Origin of the sequence: Kordia antarctica, assembly GCF_009901525.1 — a bacterium.
Lineage (GTDB): Bacteria > Bacteroidota > Bacteroidia > Flavobacteriales > Flavobacteriaceae > Kordia > Kordia antarctica.
Genome location: NZ_CP019288.1, coordinates 3783853 through 3797143 on the forward strand (window position 1 = coordinate 3783853; position 13291 = coordinate 3797143).

A 13291-nucleotide genomic window follows, 5' to 3' on the forward strand; every position below is an offset into this window, starting at 1 on the left:
TTTAAAAAGTATAAATTTTAATCGAAATAGTGTAAATCTAAAGTGTTCATTTTATGCTACACAACGTATCTACAAAAGGATTTTTGATCTGAAATTGCTGTTATTTCCATAAAAATAATACAAATAGTACAGATAAACAATTCGGTTTCCCGTAGTTGCAGTTATTTAGTTGCAGAATAGCAGACAAGCTTTCCTAAGTAACGTGAGTTCGACATAAGTTTACTTAAGTAAAATTTTAAACATATTTTTAAAATAAGTGCTGAGCATTTGATTTTCATTTTTTTATTTTCGTTTTCTTTGCTCGCACAAAGAAAAGAAACAAAAGAAAGTGCGCTTTTCCAGAGGTATTTTTAGTTTTTCTTTTAAGGAAAAACTAAAACCGCATGAATTTTTCTAAATTTTCTCCAAGGATTCAAAAATTCTTAACGAAAAATCCCTGCTATACTGCGGAAAAGACAAAAAAACACTCTGAATTTTTATATCGAACTCAGGTTAAGTATTTAAAACATGTAATAAACAAACTAAAAAAAATTCGTGAATTCGTGGCTGAAAAAAACATTTCAATCCGTCAGATTGAGTGAAATTATAGAAGAATTTTACACTTCGACAAACTCAGTAAAACTATCGAAATCTACTTTGATTTTCAATGAGTAAATTATTGAATTTTTTAATTCTAAAAGTTTATTTTTGATAAAAAAATACGCGCATGTCTTCAGAAACATTCACACAACTTCTTGATCGTTTAGGAAATCAATCTTTGTATGTTTTAGATTCAAGAATTCCAAAATCAGCGTATGTAAAGTTAGATTTGTCAGTGACGAATGAAGCGTTGAAAACCATTGATGTTTCTTCTTCTGAAAAACTCGAGAATTATATTGACAAACATATTTTGTCAAACAATGCGCAAGTTGCTTTTGGCGGTTATATAGAAACGAGAAACATTTACCAACGCAGTAATTATTTCAATAATAATCCAAAAACTGAACGGAATATTCACTTAGGAATCGATTTGTGGATTGCTGCAGAAACACCAATTTATTCACCTTTAGATGCCGAAGTTCATAGCTTTCAAAACAACACCAATTTTGGCGATTATGGACCAACACTAATTCTAAAACATGCTATTGAAACTATTGAGTTTTATACCTTATATGGACATTTAAGCGTAGCTTCAATCAAAAATATTAAAGTAGGACAACAATTCAAGCAAGGAGAAGAAATTGCAAAATTGGGCAATGCAAGTGTAAACGGAGATTATCCGCCACATTTACATTTTCAAATCATAAAAGATATCCAAAATTACAAAGGCGATTATCCAGGAGTTGCTTCTAAAAAAGATTTAGATTTTTACAAAGAAAATTGTCCTGATCCTAATTTATTGTTGCGATTGGAATGATTTTAAACTTCTTCAATCGTATTTCCGTCAGCATCTAATTCCAAAAACGGATTATGAGCTATTTCCCATAAATTTTCATCAGGATCGGCAATGTAACCGCTATAACCGCCCCAAAAAACATGTTCGGGTTGTTTCACGATTTTCACACCTTTATTGGCTAAATCTGTAATGATAGTATCAACTTCTTCTTTCGTTCGTGTGTTGTATGCCAATGTAAATGCTTTGAATCCAGAACCTGCGGAATTAACAGTAGCATCTTCAGCCAATTTATCTTTTGGATATAAAGAAAGCAACAATCCATTTAACTGAAAAAAAGAAATATTTTTAGTGCTTGATTTCATCTTTTTCCAACCAAATTTTTCTACATAAAAAGCAGTAGAAATTTCTAAGTTGTCAACTCCTAAAGTGATAATTGTAGCGCGTTGTTGCATACCTTATTTGTAGTATATTTTAAATTTGTCGTACGTTTTTTGCCCTGGAATATGAACACTCATAAAGTAAAAACCATCTTCTTTTGACAAAACTTGGTACACGTATATATCTCCTTTTACACTAAAATTCGATCTCGATTCATTGTTACTTTCTATAAAAGTTAATTCAAATTCAGTATCATTAATCCAGTTGTACGTTAATTTTGAGAACGTTTTATCAGAAAAAGAATCTGTCCAAAATCCATCTTGCATAACTACATTCGTTGTGTCTCCTGCAACTTCTAAATAATAAAAATCTTTTTGATTTTTGAATTGTTTGAGTTGTTTTCGAGAAATTTCAGATGTAGGTTTTTCAGTGATTCGAACAATAGCTTCTTTCGGCGGTTCTAATCTGTCTAATAATTCGCTAAATTCTAAGCAATTTCTTTGAAGTCTGTAGAAAAGCTGTTTTCCAATTTTCTGGACTTTTGATTGGTCAATTTTTCTTAAATAAGGATTGAATTGTTCGTTGTATAATGAACTTATTTTTAGTGTATCATTTTTAATATCTGATTGTTTCAGATAGTCACAGAAAACATTAGATACAGAATCAATTTGTGCAATAGTTTGTGAAAATGCAAGATTGGAAATTCCAACAAAAAATATAAATAGTATGTTTCTCATTTTGTAAAAATAAGCTAAAGATTAGAGCTATACAATTGAGTTTGCCTTTTGGAGTCAAAACCCATCAGCAAACCAATCTTTTGCTACACTTCTTAAATCTTCTGTGGGATATTCATAGTGTGCAATCAAAGTTTCTTCATTGATACTTTTTTGAGTAGGATAAATTAATAGGTGTAAAATTTCATTGATTTTTCTTTCTTTTCTAATTCGAAATTTTTAATGTATCTCCTGCCTTTATATTTCCATCACCGTCTATTTTATCTGGATTCATCTCAATTAATTTATCCGCACTAATATTATATTTTTTAGATATACTATATAATGTTTCTTTCTCTTTAACAAAATGTATTTTCTTTTTTAGTGTATTTTTTATTTTATGAAGCATTTTTTTTTGAGTTTTAGTAAGCCATGTCAACTTTAAAAGTTGGTCAGCCTCAGTCACAATATTATCCTGATTCATCGAACCAGCATTTTTTTTGAAATTTATTATTTGTAGACTGTTCATCTCTCTTATTCTTTCTAATAAACCTTTGTTTTGAGGATCACTTAGACCTTTTATATCATATAATTTATTTAGTTCTTTTATTATAATTTTATGTTCATCTCTTATGTAGACTTTGTTAGTTAAATAATTACTTGCAGTTGATACTAAATTATTAATACCTTCTTTATGTTTTTCAGAATTATTTACAATAATTTCAATATTTATACCTGAATTTTTTAAACTATCAATTGCTATGCTATCTTTTTTTGATTTTTCCAAAAGATCAGATATAAGATCTTTTTTTTCTGATAATTTTTTACCCTGATTATTTACAATCGATAATAAACTATCTCTTTTCTTTTGATAATCTTTAGTAAGTTTCTCATTTATTTCTTCCCTATTCTCTATTTTGTAATCAATAGTAATAGTGAAAATTAGAGTCCCAATAATAGCAAACAATATAGTTTTAATGTATGGTTGAGCTATCTGCATGAAAGTTTTCTCCAGTTTTTCCATATTAAATAATTTTTTTAATTTTTTTCCTTAATATTAGACGCTTTTACCAACTCAATCAAAAAACCAGACGTGATTGTTAAATACAGAGGCAGAAGCACACGCCATCTTTCAAAATCTTCTTTATATCTTTCATCTGCATATTTGTAAATAGCACAAATAATGATAAATACAAAGATTGCACGTGTAAATTTGTTGTCAAGTGTTTTCTTTATGGTATTCCTTAAACTTTTTTTATTCTGATTAGTTTTATTTTCTGAAATTGGAGATGCTTGTGAATTTCGGTATATTATAACTTCTTCTTCCCCATCATTTATTTTATTAAACTCCTCAAGTTTACTTGATATAATGCTCATTAAAGTATTCTCAAATTTTTCATTCAAATTATTTAAATACTTAGACGAATCAAATTTATTGTTTTTCCAAGTATTCAATAATTCTTTGACTTTATCTATTTCTAGTGGTGTTTTTTCTTTGATGAAAGCCTTAGAAACCTCAATCTTTTCTTTTTGCTCATATTCCATAATTTGAGCGTCATATTCCTTTATTTTTTTGTCATATAAATCAATTTTTTCATCTATTCTGGTTTTTGAGATTTTATGTTTAGTTTTTTCTATTTCATCAATTAAAAGATAGTCGTAAGCTCCTTTAGGACTTATTAGCTTAACAAAAACAGGTGTTATCTCAATAATTATAAAAAGGAATGTGATAAATAAACTAGCAACAAGAATACTTAATTCACTTTTAGATAGTTCCCATAAAGCGTTACTCCTAGCTAAAAAGGATTCAGAAAATTGTTCTTGAAGCTTTATTTTGTGATTTTCTCTTTTTACTCTTATGTCTGAAATTATAGTATCTCTCTCAATTTGATATTTATGTAAAATGCTTTCATTTACTGAATCTTTTTCTAAAATTTGATCTTGAATTTTTTTTATTGCTGAGTTTGTCAATTTTGTTTGCGTTTCAAACTCTTTCTGAGTAGTTTCATAATGTTTCCTCTTTCTTTTACATTCTGGGCCATCACCTGGACTGTTAGTGCCACAAGTTCCATCACATTCACATTTGTAACTGTTATATGCTACATCTCTTAACCCTTGATATTTTGTTAATTGTATTTCTAATTTTCTAATTTCATCTCGATCTTTTGATTTTTTACCATCATTTTTATCATTGGCTGATTTTTCTTTTTCTTGGAGATCTTTTTCTACATTATTTATCTTTTCTTCATAAATATTATCAATGGAAAGTTTTTCGGATTCAAGTTTACCAACTAAGTACTGATCAATTTCATCTTTAAAAAGCCTTAATTCGAAAGGCCTAGAAATAACAACAGCTATTACTAAAGCTAATATTATTCTAGGGAGTGCATGTAAAAACTCTCCTCCAAAGTTATTTCGTTTTCTCATACTAGAGATAATAACTCTGTCTAAATTCAAAATCATAAACCCCCAAACTACTCCAAAAGGAAAAGAATATATGAGAGAGTCAAAAACATAATGTATTGCATATCCGCCTGCAACAGCTGCTAAAATTCCTGTTAACAGAACAGAAATTCCAATTCCTATATATTTATTATATTCTGACTCTGGACATTTTTGAAGAATCTCTTTACTTGCCCCAGAGCAGAATAATAAAAATTTATTTTGCTTTCTTTGTGATTGGCTCATTTAAGAATAATAAATGCTTATTATTAAAAATTTCATTAACGCAATAAAAATAATTAATTTATTGTAGTAATAATTACGGTTTTCCGCAAAGAGAAAAGTTTTGAGAATAATCAGTGATTAAAAAATAAGGGTGTTGTAGCTTTTTTATCGTTTGTAATGATACATAAACCACCAATTTTAAACGATTTATTGAAGAGCTCAAAGTAAAACCATTTCTGTAAACTCACAACACGCTTTCATATAAAATAGAATTACAAAATGAACATCATAATTTCCTACAATGGCAACACATAAAAATACACAGAAATAAAGTGACAAATACTTCCGATCAATACAAAAATATGAAAGATAGCATGATTAAAAGGCAATTTTCGAATGCTGTATAAAATAGCACCAATTGTATAAGCAATCCCGCCAGCCATGAGCCAAAATAAACCTTCGTAGGATAAATTCGCGATTAATGGTTTTATGGCAAACACAATAATCCAACCCATAAAAACATACATCATGGTAGAAAGTTTGTCAAATTTGCCTGTAAAGAAAAGTTTCAGCGTAATTCCAATCGCGGCAAACGCCCAAACTGTTCCGAAAATAATCCAGCCAGTTGTCCCTTTTAAAGTAACTAACGCAAAAGGCGTATACGTTCCTGCAATGAGTAAATAAATTGCTGCGTGATCAAAAATGCGCAGTCGGTTTCTAAGATTCGGTTTTATTGCTTTGTGATATAATGTAGATGCCAAATACAAAATAATAATGCTCAATCCGTAAATGGTAAAACTCACCACATGAACAGCTTCGCCTTCTTGAACCGCATGTGTTACTAAAAAGAGCAACGCAATAACACCTAAAATTACGCCAATTCCGTGCGAAATGATATTGAGTTTTTCCTCTAAGGGCGAATAATAAACAGCTTCTTTTTCTGGTTTCAAATGGTGTTTGTTTGTGAGTTAAGAATCGTCACTTCGAGTAATTCGCCAAAGCGAATTGTACTTCGATAAACTCAGCAGAACTATCGAGAAGTAAACGGAAGCGAATGTAATAAAATTGGATCTCGATACAATTTTTACATTTCAAATTCTTTTCAATGTAAAAATCACTCGATCTGACGTCTTGCAATCTTCTTTATTTTGAGCGCAAAGTCAAAGTAATCTGCGTATTAACTGAACAGATTGCCACAAGTTTTTTACATTTCGACTCTGCTCAATGTAAAAAACTTTCGCAATGACGTTATTTTAACGGTCTATACTCTAAAAGCAAAGCGATCTTTTTTCTCTTCTCTATTTTTTAATACAAAATTCGAAACTTAATCGTATGCTCAATATTTCTCAACGCAGAAGTAACTTCTTTGTTATACTCTTTATCGACATCGACAATCACATATCCAACGCTACTGTCGGTTGATAAATATTGTCCTGTAATGTTCAATTCGTATTTTGCCAATACTTTGTTGACTTTTGCCATGATTCCAGGTACATTTTTGTGAATGTGCAAGAAACGATGTGCATTAGTTTGTCGTGGCAAGCGAATGTTTGGAAAGTTTACAGCATCAACTGTATTTCCAGAGTTGATATACGCCATAATTTTATTTGGAACAAAATCAGCAATATCACGTTGTGCTTCTTCTGTGCTTCCACCAACATGTGGCGTTAAAATTACGTTGTTTAATCCTTTCAATGGTGTTTCAAACTTTCCGTTAGCGCGTGGTTCTTCAGGATACACATCAATAGCAGCGCCTACAATTTTTTTACTTTCTAAGGCAACTTTTAGCGCACCAATATCTACTACAAAACCTCTGGCTAAGTTGATTAATATTGCGCCATCTTTCATTTGGTCAAATTGTGTTTTGCCAAAGAAATTCCGATTCGCATTGTTATCATCTACGTGTAATGAAACCACATCAGAAATTGAAAGTAACTCTTCTAACGACTTGCATTTTTGCGCGTTTCCGAGTGCCAAACGATCTTCAATATCATAATAATGAACCAACATTCCCATTGATTCTGCCAAGACAGATAACTGCTTTCCAATGTTTCCGTATCCAATAATTCCAAGCTTTTTTCCACGAACTTCGCGTGAACCTTTTGCGGTTTTATTCCATTGTCCGTTGTGCAATTCGGTACTTCTAGGAAATACACTTCGCATCAACATTATAATTTCTCCAATTGCTAATTCAACCACCGAACGCGTATTGCTATACGGCGCATTAAACACGACAACTCCATGTTCCTTACATGTTTGTAAATCAATCTGCTTGGTTCCGATACAAAACGCACCAATTGCTAATAATTTTTTAGCGGCTTTAATTACGTTTGGTGTCACTTGTGTTTTGGAACGAATTCCCAAAACGTGAATATCTTTTATTTTTTCGATTAAATCTTCTTCTGACAAACTATGCGATAATATTTCTACACTAAAACCATCATCTGCCAAACGATCAAACGCGTCTGAATGAATATTTTCTAGCAATAATATTTTGATTCTATTCTTTGGATATGAGATGTTTCGAGGTAAATCGTTTACAAATAAAAATTCATCTAACGAAGGCGTTACATGATCAGCTTGTTCTACGGCTTTATCTCTAGAAACATTTTCTGTAAAGGCAAAAAACTTATCGGCAACGCCAGCTTTCCGCATGACATAATCACTATAACCATCGCCAATAACCTGAATTTCTCCTTCCAAATTCATGTCTTTCAAGCATTGAATTTTCCCGTCGTGTTGCGAAAGTACATTCTCGGAGTCAAATCCGACAATATAACCATCGGCATCAAAGGCAAACGTATTTGCGTACACACGATCGGCAGGAATATTATATTCTTTTACAATTGGTTCAATAAATTCTTTGAATCCGCAGGAAATTATATAAATATCATCTGAAAAGTTCTCAAAAAATTCTTTATTACTTTCAATAGAAGTTGATAGTTGTTGATGCAATCTGCGAATTAATTCAACCAAATTAGACTTGTGCGCTTTCAGCAATTTAATGCGTCGTTCTAAAGATTCCGTAAAGGAAATTTCTCCGTCAATTCCTAGATTGGTAATTTCTTGAATTTCTTGAATAATTTCGTCTTTCTTCGGATTACTTGCCAAAGATATTTCGGCTAAAACGTCTAAAGCTTCCACACTTGTAAGTGTACTGTCGAAATCAAAAATGTAATTTTTTTGAGCGGTTTTCATGAGATAAAATAATAAGCGATAAAAGTATTAAAATGATTCTATTGGAACGTTGTTTTTTCTAAGATTAAATCAACAATTTTGATCCTTTTGTTGATAAAAATACTTCGTGCTTTTAGATTGAAAGTTTATGGTGTGATTTTTTAGTAGTGTTGAAATTGTTGAAAGAATAAGTTTTGTCATATCGAGCATTATTGAAATCAAAATACATTTTGATGAAAAATACCTTGCGAAGCAATTGAGATACTCAGAAAACAGAAATTAAATTTCTATCTATGGTTTTCCATAAATGAATCGTAGTCAGTAAAATCTCCATTTTCAATTTCAGAAGTTGCCATCTTAATCTCAATTTGTTGCTGAGCAGTAAATTCACCCCAAAAATCAGTAAGCTTTTCTTTTTCAAAATTTTTTTGATTGTTCATTTTTTCAATTTTGTATGTACATAAAAATAAAGAATCTTTTCTAAACTCCTAAATAAAGCAAATTATAAACATTCCTTTTCGTTTTGCTTGAAAAGGAATGTAAACAAGCTAAATCACTAAATTATAGTAGATTGTCCTACTCTTATATTTCCTGAATTGATATGTAATGCACTTGAATCTGCAATAAGTCCTTCAATAAATGTTCCGACGTTTTCCGTAGAATAACCGCCATTTGAATTAAGATCAGGCGTACAAATTTCCAACTTGATCGCGCGTTCTACTGCATTTCTAACAGTTGCTGCTTCTTTAGAAAGTCCAAAATGATCTAACAACATCGCCGCCGATAGAATAGAAGCAATCGGATTGGCAATTCCTTTTCCTGTAGCTTGCGGATAAGAACCGTGAATTGGCTCAAACATCGCATATTTGTTTCCAATAGAAGCGGAAGCCAACAATCCAATAGATCCGCCAATAACGCTGGCTTCATCTGAAATGATATCGCCAAACATATTTTCGGTCAAAATCACATCAAATTGACTTGGATTTAACACCATTTGCATCGCAGCATTATCCACAAATAAAAATTCTAAATTAACATCTGGATAGTGTGAAGCCATTGCTGTGACAACTTTTCGCCACAAACGAGATGTTTCCAATACATTGGCTTTATCAACCAACGTTAATTTTTTAGTTCTGCCTTGAGCCGCTTTAAATGCTAAATGCGACACACGTTCTATTTCTCCTCTGCTATACGAACATAAGTCAGAAGCTTGCGTGCCGTCTTCACTCAATGTTTTTTCTCCAAAGTAAATTCCGCCAGTCAATTCACGGTAAATTACGATGTCGGTATTTTCAATAATATGTTTCTTTAAAGGCGATTTGTCCAATAAAGTATCATACGCTTTTACAGGACGAATGTTGGCAAACAAACCTAAAGATTTGCGCAATGCTAACAATCCTTGTTCGGGACGTACTTTCGCTGAAGGATCGTTGTCGTATTTCGGATCGCCAATGGCACCAAATAATACGGCATCTGCTTCTAAACACAAATCCAACGTTTTATCGGGCAACGGATTTCCTGTTTCGTCAATAGCAATTGCGCCAACCAAAGCTTCTTCAAAAGTAAACGTATGTTGATATTTTTCTGCGACAGCATTTAATATCTTTATGGATTGATTTGTAACTTCAGGACCAATTCCGTCGCCTGAAAGTACCGCTATGTGTAAGTTCATTGTTAGTATATATGTTGTTGTTCAAATGCTTCAATTTTTGATAATTTACTGACTAAAAAGTCAATATCATCGTATCCTTTTTGCAAGCACATTTTTTTATATGGATCAATGTCAAATGTTGCATTATGTGTTCCAAAAGAAACCGTTTGTGCTTCTAAATTGACTTCAATTTCGGTTGATGGATTTTTTTGTATTGCTTGTAATAAACTATTTAAATATTCAGGCGCAACCTGAATTGGCAATACATGATTGTTTAATGCATTTCCTTTAAAAATATCTGCATAGAAACTAGAAATTATCACGTTGAATCCAAAATCTTTCAAAGCCCAAGCCGCGTGTTCTCTACTAGAACCGCAACCAAAATTATGTCCTGCAACCAATATAGAACCCGAATATTGTTGATGATTTAATACAAAATCAGTGTTTTCGCTTCCATCTTTGTGATACCGCCAATCTCTAAATAAATTCTCGCCAAAACCTTCTCTGTCAGTTGCTTTTAAAAAGCGCGCAGGAATGATTTGATCTGTGTCTATATTTTCTACAGCTAACGGAAATGCCGTTGATGTAAATGTGTTGAATGTACTCATGTTTTCTTTTTTAAACTTCTTCCAATACAGGAATGGTTATATCTACTATTTTTCCAGCAATGGCAGTTGCAGCAGCTACTAACGGACTCGCTAATAATGTGCGTGAACCTTGTCCTTGTCTTCCTTCAAAATTTCGGTTAGATGTAGAAACGCAATATTCGCCATCTGGAATTTTATCATCATTCATTGCCAAACACGCCGAACAACCTGGTTGCCGTAGTTTGAAACCTGATGCTTCAAAAATTTCATCCAAACCTTCTTCCTTAATTTGTTTTGCAACTAATTGCGAACCTGGCACTAACCAAGCGTTTATATTGGAGGCTTTTTGTTTTCCTTTTACATAATCGGCGACAACTCTAAAATCTTCAATCCGAGAATTGGTACAGCTTCCGATAAACACATAGTTTACTTTTTGACCTAGTAAAGAAGCACCTTTTTCGAAATTCATATATTCCAATGATTTTTCTAAATTCACATCTTTTCCTGTCGGAATATTTTCTGTGAGCTGAATTCCCATGCCTGGATTTGTTCCAAACGTAATCATTGGAGTTATGTCGGAAGCATCAAAGGTGTATTCTATGTCAAATTCTGCGGAAGCGTCCGTTTTCAAGGTTTTCCAATGTGCTATTTTTGTATCAAAATCTGCTCCTTTTGGTGCAAATTTTCTGCCTGCTACATACGCAAAAGTAGTTTCATCTGGAGCAATCATTCCGCCACGCGCGCCCATTTCAATACTCATGTTACAAACTGTCATTCTGCCTTCCATAGACATATTTTCAAAGACTTCTCCAGCAAATTCTATGAAGTGTTCGGTTCCGCTATCGGTTCCTAATTTTGAAATGATATAGAGAATTACATCTTTCGAAAGCACATTTTTTCGCAAACTACCATTTACAGTAATGCGCATTTTCTTTGGCTTCTTTAATAATAAGGATTGACTCGCAAATACTTGTGCAACTTGACTCGTTCCGATACCAAACGCAATAGCACCAAAAGCGCCGTGCGTTGAAGTATGACTGTCGCCACAAACTAGTGTCATTCCTGGTTGCGTGATTCCAAGTTCGGGCGCCATAACGTGCACAATTCCGTTATATTCGTGTCCTAATGCGTATAATTCTATGTTGTGTTCGTCACAGTTTTGTTGTAGTTTTTCCAACTGATTTCGTGACAATGCATCTTTTATAGGCAAATGTTGATTTTCCGTTGGTGTATTGTGATCGGCAGTGGCTACAATTTGTTTTGGTCTAAAAACTGGAATGTTTCTTCTTTTTAATTCATTGAATGCTTGCGGACTTGTTACTTCATGAATTAAATGTTTATCAATATATAAAATTTGTGGTCCATTCGGAATGCTGTCTACAACATGTGAATCCCATACTTTATCAAATAATGTTTTTTTCATTATGCGTACATTCTTTTTGAAACAGTACTTGTTTTCATGATTTGATGAATGTCTGTATCGGTTACTACTTTGTTTTTGTCAGCAAAATTTAAAAAGTCACTATAAATGATATCTAATTCAAGTTTCGTAAGCTCGTACCCAACATTTTTAGCTCTATATGCTAAAGCTGCGCGTCCGCTTCTTGCGGTTAATACTATAGACGAATTTGCTGCGCCAACATCTTTCGGATCCATAATTTCATACGTTTCACGATGTTTTATGACACCATCTTGATGAATTCCAGAACTGTGCGAAAATGCATTTGCGCCAACAATCGCTTTGTTTGGCTGCACAGGCATTCCCATGGTTTCAGAAACCAATTGACTGATTCCTGTCAACATTTTTGAATTAATATTTGTATTTAAATCTAAATATGGATGTTGTTTTAAAATCATTGTAACTTCTTCCAACGAAGTATTTCCTGCACGTTCGCCAATTCCGTTAATCGTACATTCTATTTGTCGTGCGCCATTCATAACACCTGAAATTGAATTTGCTGTTGCCAATCCTAAATCATTATGACAATGACAGGAAAGAATCGCATTGTGGATTCCTGTAACATTTTCTTTTAAGTATTTTATTTTTGCGCCATATTCTTCAGGTAAACAATAACCTGTTGTATCTGGAATGTTTAATATAGTTGCGCCAGCTTTTATGGCTGCTTCACAAACTCTTGCTAAAAACTCGTTGTCGGTTCTTCCAGCATCTTCTGCGTAGAATTCTACATCTTCTACAAAAGATTTTGCATATTTTACCGCAGCAACGGCGCGCTCAATAATTTGATCGGGCGTTGCTTTGAATTTATATTTCATATGTGACTCAGAAGTCCCGATTCCTGTATGAATTCGTGGACGTTTTGCATATATTAATGCTTCTGCAGCAACTTTTATGTCGTTTTCTACGGCTCTAGTGAGTCCGCAAACAGTGGCGTTTTTTACCAGTTTTGCAATAGCTTCAACCGATTTGAAGTCGCCAGGACTCGAAACAGGAAATCCTGCTTCTATCACATCAACGCCTAGCGTATCTAGCTGATTCGCAATCATTAATTTCTCTTCCGTGTTGAGTTTACAACCTGGAACTTGCTCGCCATCTCTTAATGTAGTATCGAAAATATAGACTCGATTTGAACTCATGAACTAAAAATTTTCAGTGTTTGTTTCTTTATATACTCACGAATGTATACTTTGTATTCTCTAAAAAGAATGATAGCGAAGTACATTTTACAGTGGCTAACCTTATTTTTTTTAATTAAATATCTGATAATCAGATATTTATAAAATA

Annotated in this window: 12 protein-coding genes; 1 reads left to right on the forward strand and 11 read right to left on the reverse strand. The window is 32.6% G+C overall.

What is annotated here, in order from left to right; translation table 11 throughout:
• Nucleotides 1-706: 706 nt before the first annotated feature.
• The gene (locus IMCC3317_RS15655; RefSeq protein WP_160130433.1) at nucleotides 707-1396 is read left to right on the forward strand and encodes a peptidoglycan DD-metalloendopeptidase family protein; all 690 of its coding nucleotides are present in this window, start codon (nucleotides 707-709) and stop codon (nucleotides 1394-1396) included.
• A 2-nt stretch (nucleotides 1397-1398) separates the two neighbouring features.
• Here the strand turns inward: IMCC3317_RS15655 and IMCC3317_RS15660 are convergent, their stop codons facing one another.
• From IMCC3317_RS15660 to IMCC3317_RS15715, 11 genes are all read right to left on the reverse strand, one after another.
• Entirely contained in the window at nucleotides 1399-1827 is a 429-nt protein-coding gene (locus IMCC3317_RS15660; protein WP_160130434.1) for a VOC family protein, read from the reverse strand.
• A gap of 3 nt (nucleotides 1828-1830) precedes the next feature.
• Nucleotides 1831-2490: a hypothetical protein gene (locus IMCC3317_RS15665; RefSeq protein WP_160130435.1), complete on the reverse strand. Its 660-nt coding sequence runs from the start codon at nucleotides 2488-2490 to the stop codon at nucleotides 1831-1833.
• A gap of 202 nt (nucleotides 2491-2692) precedes the next feature.
• Nucleotides 2693-3490, reverse strand: a complete 798-nt coding sequence (locus IMCC3317_RS23690; protein WP_160130436.1) for a LysM peptidoglycan-binding domain-containing protein — start codon at nucleotides 3488-3490, stop codon at nucleotides 2693-2695.
• Nucleotides 3491-3504: 14 nt separating this feature from the next.
• Entirely contained in the window at nucleotides 3505-5154 is a 1650-nt protein-coding gene (locus tag IMCC3317_RS15675) for a DUF4407 domain-containing protein (protein ID WP_160130437.1), read from the reverse strand.
• A 275-nt stretch (nucleotides 5155-5429) separates the two neighbouring features.
• A complete protein-coding gene (trhA, locus tag IMCC3317_RS15680; protein WP_160130438.1) occupies nucleotides 5430-6083 on the reverse strand; it encodes a PAQR family membrane homeostasis protein TrhA in 654 nt (217 codons plus the stop codon).
• A gap of 355 nt (nucleotides 6084-6438) precedes the next feature.
• Nucleotides 6439-8331, reverse strand: a complete 1893-nt coding sequence (gene serA / locus IMCC3317_RS15690; RefSeq protein WP_160130439.1) for a phosphoglycerate dehydrogenase — start codon at nucleotides 8329-8331, stop codon at nucleotides 6439-6441.
• 266 nt (nucleotides 8332-8597) lie between these two features.
• Entirely contained in the window at nucleotides 8598-8750 is a 153-nt protein-coding gene (locus tag IMCC3317_RS15695; RefSeq protein ID WP_160130440.1) for a hypothetical protein, read from the reverse strand.
• Between the two features lie 116 nt (nucleotides 8751-8866).
• The gene (leuB, locus tag IMCC3317_RS15700) at nucleotides 8867-9982 is read right to left on the reverse strand and encodes a 3-isopropylmalate dehydrogenase (protein WP_160130441.1); all 1116 of its coding nucleotides are present in this window, start codon (nucleotides 9980-9982) and stop codon (nucleotides 8867-8869) included.
• A gap of 2 nt (nucleotides 9983-9984) precedes the next feature.
• Nucleotides 9985-10569: a 3-isopropylmalate dehydratase small subunit gene (gene leuD / locus IMCC3317_RS15705; protein ID WP_160130442.1), complete on the reverse strand. Its 585-nt coding sequence runs from the start codon at nucleotides 10567-10569 to the stop codon at nucleotides 9985-9987.
• A gap of 10 nt (nucleotides 10570-10579) precedes the next feature.
• Nucleotides 10580-11971, reverse strand: coding sequence for a 3-isopropylmalate dehydratase large subunit (gene leuC, locus IMCC3317_RS15710; protein ID WP_160130443.1), 1392 nt, complete (start codon nucleotides 11969-11971; stop codon nucleotides 10580-10582).
• Nucleotides 11971-13143: a 2-isopropylmalate synthase gene (locus IMCC3317_RS15715; protein WP_160130444.1), complete on the reverse strand. Its 1173-nt coding sequence runs from the start codon at nucleotides 13141-13143 to the stop codon at nucleotides 11971-11973. The genes leuC and IMCC3317_RS15715 overlap by 1 nt, the downstream gene beginning before the upstream one ends.
• Nucleotides 13144-13291: the final 148 nt, after the last annotated feature.